Here is an 18,215-nt window from a genome sequence, read left to right on the forward strand (position 1 = left end):
AATATACTTTATAAAGTGTATATTGTAAGTATGCAGACATCACATCTCCTTGTCAATATGAAAAATAAACCTCATCATTTAGACAAAGCACCGCCTTATCCTCTGATTATATGCTGTATCTTCGTTGTATGTCAGGCAGTAAAGTAACCATCTGAATACCCAGTCCCCAGGCAAAATAGAACAAATGAATGAGGGAAACAGTTTGAATAATGTACAGTTGCACGATGATCCAGATGAGCAGAGCATAACTCGTATACAAGGAAAACGTCCACGCCCAGTAGCGTTTAGGGTAAAGATTTAGCTTTTCCACTAATGTCCAATGAATTCTTCTCAGGAGAGCAATGCAAATAACGATAGGGAATAAACCAAGGACCAGTAACAAGATCATTCCAAGAATTAAAAAATCGGAAAAAGGAGAGCGTTCCAGTAGAGAAACAGGCATATTCAACATTTTCCCCGACGGATCTAAGATCAGCATGAACCCCCCAATCACTGCTCCAAGCCCCAGCAAGCCATGCATCGCTGCAAGAAGATATGATTTATCTGAGTTGTTTGAGTTTCCTGAATTTCCTGAGTTTTCTGATCGATCTGTCATTGCGAACCGCTCCCTTCGTATTCTCAATTTGCACAGGCCACTGAAATAAATGGACTTACTGTGCCATCTTCTCACAAATAGACGAATAAACCTGTGCTTATTTTCACGGGTAGGGTTAATGCAATTCATTATATGGTAAAACTTGATAAAAGAACGTATGTTCGGTATAATGGTTTTATACACTGAATGAGCGAGGCATAATACGATGGACGACAAATTTATCAAGGAATTACGTAAGATCAGCCGCGACGACAGACGCCGCTCCGAGTTCATGATTCAGGGCATGAAGGAAACATTACAGGAACGCAAAGAGGAAGGTTTGGTCAAGCGATGGATGCGCCGGCGAAAGACGAAGAAAAACATCTCTGAGCGATTTAGCTCTGATACCTCTTCAAGTCATAAATAGATAGAATTCAACCAAAGAAGGAGGCTTGTTAAGCCTCCTTTGATTCACTACATATTTTTCAATGTTATAGCAGCTTGCACTTACGTTTTGGTCTGTAGAACTTTAAGGCAGAATAGCAAACGAGCGCACCGGGAATCCTGATGCTTTCTCCGCTTTCGGAACGATATTGAAGATGACAGCTCCTGTAGCGGGAACCTGATCGAGGTTCGTTAACAGTTCGACCTGGTATGTATCCTGTGCAAGCACATAATACTCTGCTAATAGGGCACCATTTTTCTGATAATCTACCGCTGCATCTGTATCAAACGTCTCGTGACCGATCGCTTTAATGTTCCGTTCTTCGAACAGGAATTTCAGTGCAGCAACAGACCATCCGGGTGCGTGGCTGTTCCCATCGGCATCCTTGTTATCAAAGTCTTCATGGTTCGGCCAGCGTTTGCTCCAATCGGTTCGCAGAGCTACGAAGCTGCCGGCTTCAATCTTGCCATGCTCCCGCTCGAATTCGAGGATATGCTCCACTTCCAAGGTGAAATCGGGATTGTTCTTCACTTCAACAGACTGATCGATTACAACGAGCGGTAACACTAGTTCTTTAAGTCCTAGTTCATCCAAGTAACGTGTATCACGAACAAAATGAATCGGTGCATCCAGATGGGTGCCGTACTGGCCCGGGAACTTGAAGCTTTGAGCGAAGAAACCTTGATCGTGGTTAAATAGGGTATCAAACTCCGCAGCATCAAAGGCAGAAAAATGCGGCGATGCCGGACCGAAGGTATGGGTTAGATCTACCCATTTCTTTTCTTTCAACAGCTGAATGGCTTGAATAAGTTCGTTGGTCATCCGTTTCACCTCATATGCAGAATGGAATAAATTTCCCCTATTATATCTCAACGCTGCACATTGGTGAAGAAGCTGATTTAATTTGTTAGAAGGTACAATTGTCGCAAGATCAACGGTACAATATTGATTACATCTTTGCAGCGATTATTCAAGACAATTTCTCCTGCACAAGTTCACCAAACAAGACAAAGCTCAAGTAGTCTATGAACTAAGGAATGAATTTTCAGTGAAAGCATTTCTACAGCTAGCAGATATCCCTCGTAGCACGTATTATTACGTCATAAAAGCGTTTGGTACGGTAGACAAGGATTTAGAGCTAAAAGACATGATACAAGCGATTTATAAGGAGCATTAGGGGCGCTATGGTTATCGTCGTATTCGCGATGAGTTAACCAATCGTGGACACCGTGTGAATCATAAAAAGGTACAGCGTTTGATGAAAGTATTGGGATTAAAATGTTTGGTACGTGTGAAGAAATATCGTTCGTATAAAGGGACAATTGGCAAGATTGCCCAGAACCTATTAGAACGCAATTTCTACGCTGAGAGGCCAAACGAGAAGTGGGTTACGGACATTACAGAGTTTAAATTGTTCGGAGGAAAACTATATTTATCTCCCATACTTGATCTGTATAACGGAGAAATTATTACATATACGATGGGTTCAAGACCGGTCTACTCGCTTATTTCCACGATGTTAGATCAAGCATTTTGCAGTTTAACAAAAGAAGATAAACTCCTTATCCATTCAGATCAAGGCTGGCACTACCAGATGAGACCTTATCGTCATGCCCTTGAAAAACGTGGCATTACGCTAAGTATATCTCGTAAAGGGAACTGCTGCGATAACGCCGTCATGGAGAACTTCTTTGGCATCATGAAATCCGAGTTTTTGTATTTAAAGCCATTTGAAAATATCTCGCATTTTAAACAAGAACTATCCAAATAAATCGATTATTACAACAACAAACGCATTAAGGCAAAACTAAAAGGCATGAGTCCGGTACGGTACGGGATTCATGCCCAACAAGTTGCTTAAAAATGTAATCTGTCTAACTTTACGGGATCACTTCATTATAAAACGGTTGAATCTGAACCATGATCGTCTCAAACCTTTATCTAGGCTGAGATACTCGCTCTGAATCTTTAGCTATAACCATGACACTATAAGAATTATACGAATACATATGCTTAAGCATGGTCTGCTTCTGCGGAGGTGAGAGTGACAAATATGTAGGGCAGGCTTTAAATGAGCGGTGTTCATCAAAGTATTGAATGACAGCATTAGTTTCTTCAGTTGTAACATCACCTGTTTCTCGTCTTCTCTTCGCATCGCTTTTCGCGAATAAAGAATCAACCCACGCTCGATATTTACGCTCATTGTTAGGATTATCAAAATACTTATTGATTGGCCATAGTATAAGGCCAGCTACACCGCATAAAAGAAGCATAATAGGAATACTCAATAGGAGTAAAGAACCAAAACCATAGGCGATAAATATACCTAGAGTTGGTGCAAAAAAAAGAAATAATAGAATGACAATAACTAACATGATTCCTATCTCCTTCAAATTTGAGATTTAAACACATCATTAATCTTATTACATAGCTTCGTTGATAAGCAATATAGAAAAATTGCTGCATAAGATCTAATTGTGGGTGACATCCCTCTCACCCCTACTAATTATCTATTTACGACTAAAATATAGCACTTTATTAAAGATGATATCCCTTGGATTCATGATCTAAAGTTAGAAAACCATATCTTACAAAGAGGATTAACAAAAAAACTTCAAGCCTCAAGCTCAGTACCATTATTAAGAAGAAAGGGTTCAATTTCCGTCTCCTAATGGCATCGCCTTTTAATCACATCTCAGAACAATATTAAGGGGTTGAGCCGCTCTGGCTTAAGACAATCATTCGCCCTCTCGTCCCAATCCTCATAGATGTCGTCATATTAGCTCAATGTAACTCTCAGTTCTACGAGCAGCTCTGGTCTCGATCTCATTTTTGTGACCACATGCCGTGTGCAAATACCATTGTTACCTAACCAATTTTATCAAACAATTCATTTGGCATGATTAATACAGCCTGTTTTTTCAGAAATACTCTTATTCACAGTCCGAGTGTCCATCTTCGCTGAAGAATATTTACCCACCATATTACATTGATCTTTGTCAAACTCCGCAAACTGCATATAACCAAACAAGAAAGACAAAAAAGCCGCTCTCCTTTTTGGAGAACGGCGTTTAATTTTCTGATTGAATTTTAGGGTAGGTCAACAAAAGTCATTCATTAAATCGATTGATTTGTTCAATCAATCGGGCCCACATCCTCGACCTCTCAAGTTACAATCACCCTTTCCAGACTAATCCGCAATAATCACCAGTTTGCCCCGTGTATGGTGAGATTCACTTTTTTCGTGAGCATCACGTAAACCCTGCTCAGTGAGCGGATAGGTTTCATCAATAATCGACTTCAGTTTCCCGGAAGCCGCAAGTTCGGCCAACTGTTCCAGTTGATCTCCCTTCGGCTCCATCATGAACACGTTACCCGTCACGCCAGCTTCCTTCGCCAGTTGTTCATTCGGCTGTTGTACAAGAGATACGAGACGTCCTCCAGATTTTAACACCTTGAAGCTGTCTCGCTGGATGTCACCGCCCATCGTATCCAGGACAACATCGTAGTCTGAGAGGATCTGTGAGAAATCCTGTTCTTTATAATTAATGAAATGATCCACACCCAATGAGCGCAGCAGTTCTTCGTTTGCTGCACTCGCCGTGGAAGCCACTTCAGCGCCCAACGATTTGGCAATTTGAATGGCATATGTGCCTACTCCACCGGCACCGGCATGTATGAGCACCTTTTGTCCTTTGCCCAAACGACCATGATCAACAAGTGCTTGCCAAGCTGTCATCGCGGCAAGCGGAATCGCTGCTGCTTCCTCAAAGCTGAGTTGCTCAGGAATGCGGGCCACGATATCTGCATCTACAGCAACATATTCCGCATAGGTTCCGAATTGACGTGGGCGGGCGAATACCCGATCACCTTCTCTGAACCGCGTGACATTCGGACCTACTTCAGCCACTGTTCCTGCCACGTCACCGCCCAAAATCATCGGCAGCTGATCCGCTGCTTCCTTCAGATAACCTTGTCTGATTTTGAAATCCACCGGATTGACCGACGTGGCATGCGTTCGGATAAGCACCTGATTGACTCCACAGGATGGCTTGGCTACTTCTTGTTCCTTCAATTGTTCCGCTCCACCAAATTCCTCAATCACAATTGCTTTCATTAAAAATCCCAGCCTTTTCGTTAGATTATCATTATGCTATCTCTCCCTTCATTACCCCTTCCCATTGGTCACTTGACCTATTCATTCAAAAATTCATAACAATCCGGGATTCCTATACAGTTCAACAATCGTGATATAATGTCGATTATCGATTATGTTAAACTTTAGTCCATTACTTAATCCAAAAATTGAAGAAGCGAGGTAACCATATGGAGGTTGAAGTGAATACATTACATGCATTTTCTGACAAAGCTCTTGGTGGAAACCCCGCAGGGGTTGTTTTACAAGCAGCGCATTTGTCTGAATCCCAGATGCAGGAGGTTGCCAGACAAGTCGGATTTTCCGAGACTGCGTTTGTTATGCCATCGGATCAGGCTGATTTCAAAGTGCGTTTCTTCACTCCAAGTGACGAAGTTGATCTCTGCGGGCATGCCACGATTGCTTTATTTTATCTAATGAAGACACAGCATCTCGTTGATGTTGGTACATATACACTGGAGACACTAGCCGGAATTCTTAGAGTCGTTATTGAAGTCAATGGAGAAGTCTATCTGTCTCAGACGTTGCCGGAGTTTGGGGAGATTGTCGATCGACAGCAGATTGCCGATTCGTTACGTATTTCTACAGAAGAATTGCATTCTGAACTGCCTGTACAGATTGTGTCCACCGGACTACCAGATATCATGATAGCCGTTAAAGATATTGATGTTCTAACCAAAATTGATCCTGACTTCCAGCGTATCACAGAAATAAGCAGGGCTCATCATGCCATCGGTTATCACGTATTTACACTCGAATCAAATGTTATGGACGTTTTGACAGAATGTCGTAATTTTGCACCACTGTATGATATACCGGAAGAGAGCGCAACGGGCACATCCAATGGCGCCATGCTCTGTTATTTGTATCTTTACAACCAGCTCACAGCTCCTCTTCATCACACGTACACAATTAGACAGGGGTACACTATGAACTGTCCCTCCGAGATCCGAGCCAGATTAACTTTGGACAGCTTCAATAAAATTACTCAGATTCAGGTTGGCGGTAGCGCAATTCATATCAAAAACATTATCATTCACCTCCCTTAAAGGGAGGTGTTATCCGTAATAAGCATAGTGAACTATGTATTTCATGCAATATCATATCCTTCATTCCATAAATCAGGGCACGTTATGAAAGCTAATGAATTTTTCGCAAAAATCTTAAAACCGCTTCTTCCAATTGCCTCAAACCCGGTTGCTCTATCGGAAAATGACCTGCTCCCTCCAAAATGACACACTCCTTCTCCACGGTCAGACGATCAAAAAAAGATTGACTGAAATGTAACGGAGTCATCGGGTCTATCTCAGGATGAACCAGCAAAACCGGGCACTGACTGAATTGATCCGGGCTCACTTCTGGTGTTTTATTCAGGAAAGTTCTTAATAATTCCAAAGGAACAGACGTAGCCGCCGCCTGTGGATCATTCATAATGAGACGGGTCAGGTCCTTGTTGTTCGTAATCAGATCCATTCGAGAAACCCGTTTAACCGAGATTCGTGCAGCATCTAATACACCAGGGAAAAGATCCATCATACGTTTACCTACACGACTGACGAACTGATTCGGAGCAATCTGATCCCGCATATGTGGATCACTCGTATCTACAAATGTTGTTGCGATTAATCCCTTCACATGTTTGTTCCTTACACTGGCATGATAAGCCAACATGCCTCCAATGCTGCTGCCCAACACAACGAAAGGCTTTCCGTCTTTCTTGTATTCCATCTCCATAAGGGCATCTAGCAGTGTAATCCATAACTCATAGTTCATCCGCGTGCCGTGCATTGCGTAGCTTAGACCGTACGGCGGCAGATCAGGTGATATCACCTCGTATCCATGTTGCTGTAGCATTCGTGCATAGGGGGCGAGTAACCTGCCATTCCCCCCGGCACCATGAATAAACAGTATTTTGATAGGGGATTCTGGCACGGGTAAACGATCAATATGAAGATGGATTCCATGGCTTTCCCACCACTCCTCCTCCGGGGAGTTGTTTTCATCCAATCTTACTTCTTCAGGAAAAAATGACTGATACTGCTTCCAATATAAATGTGTTGTTCTATAAGAAGGCAAGCTTTTTCGCATATGTACGCTCCTTTTTCTACATCAAAAAAGCCGTACGATGTACGACTTTATGACTCATCCATGATCATACTTATTTTGATGCCACATTTCATTTAATCCGGGAACTGCACATTACCCGGTACGATATATGCACCGCCAGATCCATCATTCGGTAGAGCTGGAATGGTGTCATACACCACTTTACCACGAATATCGGTGATCCGAATACTTAATTGTTCCTTACCTAATCCCGTGCCAAGGAAATGGTTATAATCCTGTTTTTCGAGATTAAGCCATGAGCCGTTCTTCTGCTTCACTTCAAACTTCAGCACAGGATATTTATGATGACGAACTTGAATGGCTGCCCACCACTGACTGCTACCTTCCTTGATGCGATAAGATACGTTCCCCTCAATCGGCGCTTTGACTACCTTCCAGCTGATATTGATCTTCCCTGCTTTGGGATCTCCAATCTGATTGAACGCATTCGGTGAGAGATCCAGAGCACCACTGGCTCCTTCCGGATATAAATCGGTTACATATACCACGGTTTTCCCTTTAGGCCCCTGTACTTCCAGATAGGCTCCAGCTAAAGCAGCTTTGACACCATTATAATTAAGCTGGTATGGATTGAGCGCGGTAATCTTCATGTCTGCTGGAATCGGATCCAGCAATACAGCACCGCCCGAGTATCCCGAGCCCGTGTATGTTGCATACCCTTGATATGTATCATTCCAAGCAGCAGATGCAGGTAAAGCAAACAAAACAAGACAGAGCAGTATACCTGTGGCAGACCTTCTGAAACGCTGGAATCTACTTTTCTTGCTCATTGTGTTATTCCCTCCCTATCATTTTGACTGTGATTCTAAAATATAACTCTTCATTGTCACAGACAACGAATAACATTATTTTACATAATTTTTAAAATATTTAAATATATTTTCGAAAAATCACATCTAAAGTCCTGCTTTATATCGCATAAAAAAGCGCCGCACTTGGGAGAACATTCATTCTCCAGCAACGTGCGACGCGCTTCTCTAACCCTTATCCAGTTTCCTTGCGTTTCTCCCGATTTCGGAATCGTTCATACCTCGCATAGAGGCGAGGAGATTCTTTCGTCAGAATAGGCCCAAGGACAGCCAGAATCAACACGTATAACACAGCGAAGGATTGAATGGATGCCATCAGACCTCCAGCCTTGCCGATGTTAGCCATGATGATCGAGAACTCGCCCCGAGATACCAGGGTGAAGCCCACATTTAACGAGGCCTTGTTCGATACTCCAGCCATTTTTCCTGCAATCATACCTGCACCGAAGTTACTCAGAATCGTCAGAACGACGGCAATCAGTGTCATCCCTACAGCTCCACCGAGGGAGGATGGCTCAATGGTCAGGCCAAAGCTGAAGAAAAACAGGGCACCAAAAAAGTCTTTGAACGGCATAATCTGCTGCTCAATTCGGCTAACATGTCTGGATTCCCCAAGCACAAGGCCGATCATCAACGCACCGATAGCCTCAGCCACATGTAAGGTTTCCGAGAATCCTGCTACGAGGAAGAGCAATGTCATAATCGTAAGCAGGAATAACTCCGAGGACTTAATGTTCAATGCTTTATCGATATATTTAATACTCTTCCTGCCAATAATCAGGAATAGTACAATAAACAGCAAAGCCGATAGAGATACCAGCAGGACACTTCCGAATGAAGTAGCTCCGCTAAGCACAAGTCCAGTCAGAATGGAAATATGAATGGCAATAAACAAGTCATCAAACATAATCATGCCCATAATAATTTCTGTCTCTGGATTCGCGGTACGTTTCAAATCCACGAGCACTTTGGCAACGATAGCCGTCGATGAACTCGTCATGATCCCGCATACGACCATCGTTTCCTGTAGTGGCAGATTCATGAACCAGCCCAGTAGCAAACCTGAGACAAAATTGAGAGCCACATAGAATATGCCACCGGTGAGGATGGCTTTCCCTGATTTTAATAACCGTGAGACCGAAAATTCCAATCCCAGATAAAACAATAAAAATAAAATACCCAGCCTGCCCATAAATTCAATAAAAGACGAGCTTTCGATAAATCGTAAATCCACAATGCCAAACTGTGGTGCATGCGGTCCAACGGCCATACCGACCAGAATGTAAAATGGAATAACCGAAAATCGTAGTCGTGCAGATATTAATCCCGTAAGTGTAATCAGCGCAATGGCAACCCCCACTTCAAATATGAGCATATCCATACGCTACATCCGCCCATCGGTCAACCATTGTTTGAGCTGCTTAAGCTGGTCACGTTCACCAGCAACAACAATTGTCGCCCCACTGGTGAACACATACTCTGGCCCGGGGTTGAATTGTTTCTGTTTCTCTTTGTCAACCGCCGCCAGGATCGCCACACCGGTAACCTGACGGATGTTCATCTCTCCAATCGTCTTCCCGATGCACGCCGCATGGGGTTCGATGCGTAGCCACTCAATCAGCAGCCCTTCCAGCATAACTTCCCGTTCGTTCTGGAACTGAGGTTTATACGTCATGCCACCGACTATAGCAGCTACGGCTCTTGCCTCATCATCGTCAAGGGTTACAAGAGAGACCATATCTCCGAGATCTTCCGCTTGATCTCCAGATTCCATATGGAACAAATCACGCCGCTCATCATTATGAACCACGATGACAAGATGCTCCCCGCTGCGAGTATGCAGCCAGTATTTACGTCCAATGCCTGGCAGATCCGTTTCTTTAAAGTGCATGATTTGCACCTCCCTGAGTCAAGCCTTGCAGCGGATTTGGTTTCGCCTCATCAGCCTGCTCAAGCTCCTGCACCAGCTCTGAGCTTTGTTCAAAAGCCCATTGAATGTCTGCTATACGTATTTTCATGTCACCCGAAGGGGTAGAGATGGCTCTCATTTCGCCTTTGTTCCCTAGAAGCAGTTGACGTCCCACAGGAGAAAGGAATGAAATCTGTCCTTCGTCCGGGTCTGCTTCCTCTGGCATAACAATCGTTAACTTATCCGATGTATGAAAATCAACATATTCCAGTTCAATCTGACTACCAATCAGCACAACGGAACTTAACAGCTCATCCGGACCAGCAAGTAATCGCTCTACTCGGTCTGTGTAGGCTGTTAATTGTTTATCCAGCAGTATACGCTCGGGATTACGCACGTCAAAATAAGCGTCAAGAAAAGTTCTTTTCTCTTCGCCCAGGGTCAACAGCTGACTCACCAGCATTTCTCTGCAATTGTCAAGTGGAGTCCTACGGTTCATAGTAGATCTCACCTCCTATACATGCCTTGTTCTCCACGTTGATTCGCTTGTTGTTACCCATCATCATCCTGTTGTCCTCCTTCTTATAATAAAAGAGCCCGAATTACGAGCCCTTCTTACCATCTTACCAAAATGAAATTATTAATCCAATCAATTCCGCTAACTTGGATTTTAATTCTATACTTTGGGTATATTATCCAACATTTCACGATATTCTTTACATTTAATGATAGATCTATAGAACATTTTAATTGCCTCATAAAAAACATTTTATGGATTTTTGTCTCGTATTTTTATTTCCTTTCCTGTATATTTAACTACAAACTTTTATGCAAATTGTACAAATAGGTATCTACAGACTTTAACACGATAAAGGAGTGCATTGAAAAAGTGTCCACGATTACTAAAGAAAGTTCAACGTCATCTCAAGTTACTACTGCCGCAGCATATGTTCATTCCGTCTATGAATCAGTTATCGCAAGAAACCCGAACGAGAATGAATTCCATCAGGCTGTTAAGGAAATCCTGGATTCACTGATCCCCGTCATCGAAGCACATCCCAAATACAGAAACCACAGTCTGCTAGAGCAACTTGTTGAGCCGGAACGGGTTATCACGTTCCGTGTGCCTTGGGTCGATGATCAAGGTAAAGTTCAGGTGAATCGCGGTTTCCGTGTACAATTCAACAGCGCGATTGGCCCCTACAAAGGCGGACTTCGTTTCCACCCATCGGTATACTCGGGCATCATCAAATTTTTGGGCTTTGAGCAAATTTTCAAAAATGCACTGACTGGCCTGCCAATCGGTGGCGGTAAAGGCGGTTCTGACTTTGATCCAAAAGGAAAATCGGATCAGGAAATCATGCGTTTCACGCAAAGTTTTATGACAGAGCTGTACAAATACATCGGTCCGGACGCTGACGTACCTGCGGGTGATATTGGTGTAGGCGCTCGGGAGATCGGTTACATGTTTGGTCAGTACAAACGAATTCGTGGCGGACATGAAGCAGGTGTACTGACTGGCAAAGGTCTGTTGTACGGTGGAAGTCTCGCACGTAAAGAAGCAACGGGTTATGGCTGCGTATACTTCGTTAATGAAATGCTTGCATCCAAAGGGCTTAGCTTCAAGGACAGCACCGTTGTTGTCTCCGGTTCCGGCAATGTATCCATCTATGCTATCGAGAAGGCGCAGGAGCTTGGTGCTCGCGTTGTAGCATGCAGCGATTCCGGCGGTTACATACATGATCCGCAAGGCATTAACCTGGATACGGTAAAACGTCTGAAAGAGGTTGAGCGTCTGCGGATCAGCGAATACGTCAAAGAACACCCGCATGCGACGTACACCGAAGGTTTTGAGGGTATCTGGTCTATTCCGTGTGATATCGCGCTGCCGTGTGCAACACAGAACGAAATCGACGAGCAAGCGGCAAACCTTCTGGTTCAAGGCGGTGTCAAAGCCATTGGTGAAGGAGCGAATATGCCGTCCACTCTGGCTGCCATTGATGTATTCCTTGGTGCTAACGTGCTGTTTGGCCCTGCAAAAGCTGCGAACGCCGGCGGTGTAGCCGTGTCCGCTCTTGAAATGTCACAGAACAGCATGAGGTTGTCCTGGACATTTGAAGAAGTCGATGCCAAACTGCATGACATTATGAAAAATATTTATAAAAGCTGCGTAGAAGCAGCTGAAGAATACGGCTGCGAAGGCAACTTGCTTGCTGGAGCAAACATTGCTGGTTTCCTCAAAGTAGCCGATTCGATGATTGCCCAAGGCGTCGTGTAATTCTTTTTTTACCGCATTCTTAAATGATTCATACAAAAAGAAGCCTTACCTTCTCATGCCATGGTCGCCTAGCGCCATTGTAGAGAAGAGGCTTCTTTTTTTATCGTGCAATATACTCAACTATTAGAGATCCCGATCCCTTGATAATCTCTAGACATGAACACATCTACTTCATCTTCATCATCCACCGCAAACCCAAATCGTTCGTATAAACGCTTCGCCGGACTTCCTTGCAACACGTTTAACGTCACACGTCTGCCCTTGACTGATTCCTGTTCGAGCAACATGTTAAGCACCTTTGTGCCTAGTTTCCTGCCCTGATAGTCCGGATCAATGTAGAAGTGCTCCAGCAAAAACTCTCCATCTCCCGGTTTTAATGACACGCATCCAATTAAAGTATCTTCCAGCTCCAACACTTGTGTATGTTCCGGCTGGAACGTATTGCGGAAACGCTCCCTCACCCGAATCTCATCATAGCGCCCTAAACGCGTCAAATCATCATACAGCACCAAGGCCCGTAAATTAGCCAGCTGCTCCTGATCTTCCCGGGTAGCTTGACGTATCTTGAATTCATCCATGTTCTGCTACCTCCATTCGTGGTCAATCCCATGTTCTCTTACTCATAATACTCTTTTCATATTTTAACATAATGCATTTCATTGAAGTGACTTCCTTACAATGGTAAAGTGAAAATGACATGATTTTATCGTTACAATTGAGATCAGCAGGTTCTTATTATGATAAGGAAGTGTGTATGTTGTCTAACCATTCTTTAAACCACATTGAACATCCTCATCTGCAAGCAGACTGCGAGCAGTGTTACGGATTATGTTGCGTGGCCTTGCCTTATGGCAAATCCTCTGACTTTGCTTTTGACAAGTCCAGCGGTACACCTTGTCCCAATCTGCGGGAGGACTACCGATGTGGTATCCACACCCAGCTCCGACAGAAGGGCTTCAAAGGTTGCACCGTGTATGACTGTTTTGGTGCAGGTCAGAAGCTATCACAAGTGACGTATGCGGACAGAAGCTGGCGTACCCATCCCGAAACGGCACGTGAAATGTATGATTGCCTGCCTGTACTACGTCAAATTCATGAGCTGATCAGTTATATGAGAGAGGTTATGATGCGGCCCGATACGTCTTCGCTGCATGCCTCACTGGAAAAAGCCTATCCTGATGTAGCGCGTCTGAGTGATCTCGAACCGGCAGCTCTGCTACAGTTGGACATCACGAGCCATCGAGCAAATGTGAATACCCTGCTGATTCAGGCTAGTGAGATCGTACGTAGCAGTGCTCCAGTAACAACAAAAGCAAAAGGAAAACCCAAAGGCAAGAAACGCAGTGGAATGGATTTTCTGGGGGCTAACTTGCAAGGAACAGACCTGAGAGGTACAAGCTTCCGGGGCGCGCTTATGATTGCGGCGAACCTGCGTAACGCCGATGTACGAAACGCCGATTGGATTGGTGCAGACTTGCGGGATACAGATCTTGGGGGAGCCGATCTACGCGGCGGAATTTTCCTGACACAGTCTCAGCTGAACGCTGCTATGGGAAGTGCGGATACCTTGCTACCTGACCATTTGAGTAAACCCTCCCATTGGCGCTAAAAAACGCGCACAATGAAAAATAGCTATTCCTTCCACCGAAGGACTAGCTATTTTTCTAAGACTATTTTACCGAACTAACTAAGATTACAGCAGATCACGACGGAGATCCGCAGCGGATTTTGGAGAAAGGTGACCCAGCGGGATATCAAATACCGTCTTCGCGCCTTTGTGTCCTTCCTTGCTCAAACGCTGCGCCGCACGTGCATATGCCACAAGTACACTTGCGGTGAACTCTGGATTGCTGTCGAGCTTCAGACCAAATTCGATAATTTGTTTTTGTCCGTTACCTGTAATTCCACTGCGAATAACGAAGCCACCATGTGGCATACCTGCATGCTCGGATTTCAATTCTTCTTCACTGATGAAGGTAACTGTCGTATCGTAGTCCGAGAAATAGTTAGGCATATTCACAATTGTTTCACGAATCTCATCCTGGTTCGCACCCTCTTCTGCTACCACATAACACTGACGCAGATGTTTCTCACGTGTGGACAATTCTGGTGTTTCACCTGAACGAATGCGGTCAATCACTTCTTCTACAGGAACCGTATACTGCACGCCCGCTTTCACGCCAGGTACACGACGAATAGCATCGGAGTGACCCTGACTAACCCCTTTGCCCCAGAATGTATACTCTTTCCCTTCCGGCAGAATAGATTGCGCGAGAAGACGATTCATCGAGAACAAGCCTGGGTCCCAGCCTGTTGAGATCACGCTTACATGTCCACCTTGCTCAGCCGCCGCATTCACAGCTTCAAAGAACTCAGGAATCTTTGCGTGGGTATCAAAGCTATCTACCGTATTAAACAGCTTAGCGATTACAGGTGTCTGCTCCGGCAAATCCGTCGCAGAACCACCGCACAAGATCATGACATCGATTTTGCCTATGTACTGCTCAGCCGCAGAGATATGCTCAAAGCGAACTTCTGTACCTTCAGCCACCATTTGCTCTGGATTACGACGTGTAAATACAGCAACCAGCTCTAGATCATCATTCTGGGTAATTGCTTTCTCGACACCTTTACCCAAGTTACCGTAACCTACGATACCAACTTTAATCATGTTTAATCCTCTCCCTGTCTGAATCTTTTGTCTATAAGTCTATCTAAGGATATAACATAACATGTAACTTGTCAGGTTTCCAGATGTAAATCAAAAATACCTTGCAGAGGGACAGCTTTAACGCTGTACCACCACAAGGTGTGGGTAAATAAACAAGTTCATGTATAAAGATTCTATTTTGATTTTACGACTCAGACCAGGTTAACGTGAGTTCAACGACACCTTCCTGACTCGCCAGTGCTCCACCGATCATAGACCATTCCTGCTTCGTATCCGGATCAGTCCCTTGAATAACAATATTTTTTTCATCAATCAGCTGTCCGGAGTCTGTCAGTTTCTTCTCTGTAAAATAATCCTTGTACAGCTTCGATACCGTCTTCATGTCCTGTTCCGTAGTAAAAATCATCATTGCCGATTTCTTCCCTTCAGTCTCTCCGGAAGTCGCTGTTGTAATCTTAGCATCGTCTGGTAGTGGAAAATCTTTAGGCAAGTATTCCGGCATGCCTTCCGCCGCACTACTTTCACCTTTAATTGCGGAGGATTCCGAAGTGGCCGGTGTGGATGCGGCTTCTGTGCCTGTACCTGTTGCTGCTTCGCTTGTATTTTCTGTGACAGCTGGCTCAGCGGTTCCAGATGTTGCTTCACTATTTACCTTCTCAGATTCACCTTTGGGCTCGTCAGCAGCACTGCTACACGCACTTAAAGCCACCATCATAGCCAGCGCAGCGCAGGCCAGCAAAACTTTTTTCTTTTTCACCATTAAAAATCACTCCTTCGTTTAGTCGAACTCCATTGTCTGCTGAATAATGTGTACGCATCTACGATATGTCAATCCAGATGACTGACAACGATAACACCGTCAAAGATATCAGACAGCTTATTGCAAGGATCGATAGGAATCGGGTGATGACTTTGAACTTTTTCATACAACCCTCCTCCTTCTGTATCATTGAACAATTCAATTTATAATATATGTATGATTCAATCGTACCCAAGAAATGGCGGGATTGAAACAATCCGGAGTCCAGTCCTTTCCCCAACCAAAGTCCAGTTCCTCTCCCCTACCTCTGAGGCGCAGGATAACGTAAAAAAACCGCCTGCATCCCTTTATCGGGATACAAACGGTTGTCAGGTTCTGTTTGCTAAGTGTGTGTTCTCACAGTTTCAGCTTAACGCCTACCGGGCAATGATCACTGCCCATAACATGACAGTCGATATAGGCTTCGGCTACACTTGGTGCAAGCTGATTGGACACAAGAAAATAATCAATGCGCCAGCCCACGTTCCGCTCTCTGACCTTAGGCATATACGACCACCAGCTGTACACATCGGTTTGATCTGGATGCAGATGACGGAAACTGTCCACATATCCTGATGCAAGCAGGTCGGTCATCCTGCCGCGCTCCTCATCCGTAAATCCCGAGTTACCCATGTTTGGCTTCGGGTTCTTCAAGTCAATCTCTTGATGAGCCACGTTCAGATCCCCACAGATGATTACAGGTTTCGTCTGCTCCAGTTGCAGGACATAGGACCGGAAGCGGTCTTCCCACTCCAGACGGTAAGGCAGCCGGGTCAGATCACGTTTGGCATTGGGAGTATAGACATTAATCAGATAAAAGGCATCATACTCCAGCGTAATCATCCGGCCTTCCGGCTCGCAGTCCTCTTCCATACCGTAATACACAGACAATGGCTTGATGCGGCTGAATACAGCCGTGCCGGAGTATCCTTTTTTGATCGCATAATTCCAGTACTGATAGACGTCTTCGCCCAGATCCATCTCGATCTGTCCAGCCTGTAATTTCGTCTCCTGAAGGCAGAAAATATCGGCCTCGCTTTGTTGATAATAATGCATAAATCCTTTATTCACACACGCTCGAAGTCCATTCACATTCCAGGACACCAGCTTCATATTCTCATCCCCTCACATCTCTCCAATATAACATGAGCCTGATTCACGGGACAAGACATCACATTATGGTGACAAGGACTGAGATGGGAGTTGAGTATGTGATGGACATGGAAATGGAAGACAGGGGCTAGTTGTCACTCTGTAGCTTCGAGAAAACAGCGAGATCAACGTATCTGCCCTTCTCAAACTCATGCTGCCGCAACAGACCTTCCTGCCGGAACCCCAGCTTATGCAGTAGACGAATGGACGCCTCATTTCCCGGGTCCACCTTCGCTTCAATTTTGTTCAATTGCATCTGGTTGAATCCAAATTCCAGCACAGCTCGAGCAACCTCAGTCATCACCCCTTTGCCCCAGCACGATGAAAGCAGATCATAACCAATCTCTGCGCGATGATGTTGCTCTTCATACTCCAGATATCCGCACGTTCCAATGACTTGATGAGACTGCTTATCTTCGATCATCCAGCGTAAACCCGTCTGTTGATTGAAAATCTTCTTATACCAGCTCATCTCATCCAGCGCATCCTGTTCGGATTCGAATGGCGTGAAGGGCATATATTCGACGACAGTCTCATCTGAGTACAGTGCCAGCAGATCTCCACTGTCACGATCTGTTGCTGCTCGGAGCATAAATCGCTCTGTCTCTATTTGCGGAAACGTGTCAAATGTAAATAATGTATTCATACGTAATCTCCTTTACATGCGAAATCTCTTCCATTTATGTATGTTATAGTCCCTGTGTTATTTTACTACGTCAACTAGATCTAACCAAGTCATATAATAGAATGATCACAAATTTTAGGGAGTATATATGCACAAAGCACAAAGGCTTGTTCAGTTAATTATGTTAGTGAATGAACGCAGAACGTTTACCGTACAAGAACTAGCTGATGAATGCGGAGTATCACGTCGAACCATGATTCGAGATTTGGCGGAATTAAGCGGACTGGGCATCCCCCTTTATTCCGAAGTGGGTCCTCATGGTGGTTATCGTGTTTTAGGAGAAAAGGTGCTCCCACCCATCAGTTTTTCCGAGCATGAAGCTATGGCTTTGTTTTTTGCCGCTCAATCGTTACAGAACTATAAATCTCTACCTTTTAACAATGAAGTACAAAGTGCGTTACGCAAGTTTTTCCATTATTTATCCAGTGACCTCAAACTAAGCTACACCCCTTGGGTGGTCGGTTTCTTTCTTGGCTTGGGAACAGATGCCCATGTGACGCATCCCCCGCAGGTCCGTGATCAAATTCGCTCCAAGTTACAAGCCATGGCTGCACAGTATGGGGATTAGGGTTACATTATAGAAAAAAAGAGCAGCTTGCACGTGGTCATA

The 18,215-nt window shown here is 44.4% G+C and carries 18 protein-coding genes and 2 pseudogenes; 6 read left to right on the forward strand and 14 right to left on the reverse strand.

The features are described 5' to 3' along the window. Positions 1-106 precede the first annotated feature (106 nt). Positions 107-595: a hypothetical protein gene (locus MKY23_RS20930; RefSeq protein ID WP_339831950.1), complete on the reverse strand. Its 489-nt coding sequence runs from the start codon at positions 593-595 to the stop codon at positions 107-109. 205 nt (positions 596-800) lie between these two features. Here MKY23_RS20930 and MKY23_RS20935 point away from each other — a divergent pair, with 205 nt between their 5' ends. After that, positions 801-1,001 (forward strand): hypothetical protein, encoded by a 201-nt coding sequence (locus MKY23_RS20935; protein WP_154887772.1) that lies wholly within the window; start codon positions 801-803, stop codon positions 999-1,001. Between the two features lie 102 nt (positions 1,002-1,103). On the opposite strand, the gene MKY23_RS20940 is transcribed toward MKY23_RS20935, so the two are convergent. Beyond that, on the reverse strand, positions 1,104-1,841 hold the full coding sequence (locus MKY23_RS20940) for a cyclase family protein (RefSeq protein ID WP_154887770.1): 738 nt from the start codon (positions 1,839-1,841) through the stop codon (positions 1,104-1,106). Positions 1,842-2,010: 169 nt separating this feature from the next. Here MKY23_RS20940 and MKY23_RS20945 point away from each other — a divergent pair. After that, positions 2,011-2,880 (forward strand): annotated as a pseudogene (locus tag MKY23_RS20945) (IS3 family transposase); the annotation flags it as partial. Between the two features lie 76 nt (positions 2,881-2,956). Here the strand turns inward: MKY23_RS20945 and MKY23_RS20950 are convergent. Both MKY23_RS20950 and MKY23_RS20955 read right to left on the reverse strand, forming a co-directional pair. Beyond that, positions 2,957-3,394, reverse strand: a complete 438-nt coding sequence (locus tag MKY23_RS20950) for a hypothetical protein (RefSeq protein WP_090915201.1) — start codon at positions 3,392-3,394, stop codon at positions 2,957-2,959. 815 nt (positions 3,395-4,209) lie between these two features. Continuing rightward, positions 4,210-5,136, reverse strand: a complete 927-nt coding sequence (locus tag MKY23_RS20955) for an NADP-dependent oxidoreductase (RefSeq protein ID WP_339831955.1) — start codon at positions 5,134-5,136, stop codon at positions 4,210-4,212. A 209-nt stretch (positions 5,137-5,345) separates the two neighbouring features. Here MKY23_RS20955 and MKY23_RS20960 point away from each other — a divergent pair, with 209 nt between their 5' ends. Then, positions 5,346-6,224, forward strand: coding sequence for a PhzF family phenazine biosynthesis protein (locus tag MKY23_RS20960; RefSeq protein ID WP_339831957.1), 879 nt, complete (start codon positions 5,346-5,348; stop codon positions 6,222-6,224). 91 nt (positions 6,225-6,315) lie between these two features. Here the strand turns inward: MKY23_RS20960 and MKY23_RS20965 are convergent, their stop codons facing one another. From MKY23_RS20965 to MKY23_RS20985, 5 genes are all read right to left on the reverse strand, one after another. Next, complete coding sequence (locus tag MKY23_RS20965) at positions 6,316-7,182, reverse strand: alpha/beta hydrolase (RefSeq protein ID WP_339831960.1); 867 nt, start codon at positions 7,180-7,182, stop codon at positions 6,316-6,318. Between the two features lie 173 nt (positions 7,183-7,355). Then, the gene (locus MKY23_RS20970) at positions 7,356-8,072 is read right to left on the reverse strand and encodes an expansin EXLX1 family cellulose-binding protein (protein ID WP_339831963.1); all 717 of its coding nucleotides are present in this window, start codon (positions 8,070-8,072) and stop codon (positions 7,356-7,358) included. A gap of 214 nt (positions 8,073-8,286) precedes the next feature. Next, complete coding sequence (locus MKY23_RS20975) at positions 8,287-9,492, reverse strand: cation:proton antiporter (protein ID WP_154887760.1); 1,206 nt, start codon at positions 9,490-9,492, stop codon at positions 8,287-8,289. A gap of 3 nt (positions 9,493-9,495) precedes the next feature. After that, the gene (locus MKY23_RS20980) at positions 9,496-10,002 is read right to left on the reverse strand and encodes a cation:proton antiporter regulatory subunit (RefSeq protein WP_186809605.1); all 507 of its coding nucleotides are present in this window, start codon (positions 10,000-10,002) and stop codon (positions 9,496-9,498) included. Then, positions 9,992-10,519: a GreA/GreB family elongation factor gene (locus MKY23_RS20985; protein WP_090915211.1), complete on the reverse strand. Its 528-nt coding sequence runs from the start codon at positions 10,517-10,519 to the stop codon at positions 9,992-9,994. Before MKY23_RS20985 ends, MKY23_RS20980 begins: the two co-directional genes overlap by 11 nt. A gap of 399 nt (positions 10,520-10,918) precedes the next feature. Between MKY23_RS20985 and gdhA the strand changes: the two genes are divergently transcribed. Further along, positions 10,919-12,298, forward strand: coding sequence for an NADP-specific glutamate dehydrogenase (gene gdhA, locus MKY23_RS20990; RefSeq protein WP_090915680.1), 1,380 nt, complete (start codon positions 10,919-10,921; stop codon positions 12,296-12,298). A gap of 116 nt (positions 12,299-12,414) precedes the next feature. Here gdhA and MKY23_RS20995 read toward each other — a convergent pair whose 3' ends face one another. Then, positions 12,415-12,876 (reverse strand): GNAT family N-acetyltransferase, encoded by a 462-nt coding sequence (locus MKY23_RS20995; protein ID WP_154983302.1) that lies wholly within the window; start codon positions 12,874-12,876, stop codon positions 12,415-12,417. A 119-nt stretch (positions 12,877-12,995) separates the two neighbouring features. Here MKY23_RS20995 and MKY23_RS21000 point away from each other — a divergent pair, with 119 nt between their 5' ends. After that, the gene (locus MKY23_RS21000) at positions 12,996-13,907 is read left to right on the forward strand and encodes a pentapeptide repeat-containing protein (RefSeq protein ID WP_339831972.1); all 912 of its coding nucleotides are present in this window, start codon (positions 12,996-12,998) and stop codon (positions 13,905-13,907) included. Positions 13,908-13,991: 84 nt separating this feature from the next. On the opposite strand, the gene MKY23_RS21005 is transcribed toward MKY23_RS21000, so the two are convergent. The 4 genes from MKY23_RS21005 to MKY23_RS21020 all read right to left on the reverse strand — a co-directional run bounded on the left by MKY23_RS21005 (position 13,992) and on the right by MKY23_RS21020 (position 17,566). Next, a complete protein-coding gene (locus MKY23_RS21005; RefSeq protein ID WP_090915217.1) occupies positions 13,992-14,969 on the reverse strand; it encodes a diaminopimelate dehydrogenase in 978 nt (325 codons plus the stop codon). 184 nt (positions 14,970-15,153) lie between these two features. Beyond that, positions 15,154-15,729 carry a hypothetical protein gene (locus MKY23_RS21010; RefSeq protein WP_336120754.1) on the reverse strand — a complete coding sequence of 192 codons (576 nt, stop codon included), beginning with the start codon at positions 15,727-15,729 and terminating at the stop codon, positions 15,154-15,156. A 396-nt stretch (positions 15,730-16,125) separates the two neighbouring features. Further along, positions 16,126-16,881 (reverse strand): exodeoxyribonuclease III, encoded by a 756-nt coding sequence (locus MKY23_RS21015; RefSeq protein WP_336120755.1) that lies wholly within the window; start codon positions 16,879-16,881, stop codon positions 16,126-16,128. Positions 16,882-17,008: 127 nt separating this feature from the next. Further along, complete coding sequence (locus MKY23_RS21020) at positions 17,009-17,566, reverse strand: GNAT family protein (protein ID WP_336120756.1); 558 nt, start codon at positions 17,564-17,566, stop codon at positions 17,009-17,011. Positions 17,567-17,693: 127 nt separating this feature from the next. Between MKY23_RS21020 and MKY23_RS21025 the strand changes: the two are divergent. After that, positions 17,694-18,041 (forward strand): annotated as a pseudogene (locus MKY23_RS21025) (HTH domain-containing protein); the annotation flags it as partial. Positions 18,042-18,215: the final 174 nt, after the last annotated feature.

The sequence above is a fragment of the Paenibacillus sp. FSL R7-0272 genome (genome assembly GCF_037969905.1).
Classification (GTDB): Bacteria; Bacillota; Bacilli; order Paenibacillales; family Paenibacillaceae; genus Paenibacillus; species Paenibacillus polysaccharolyticus.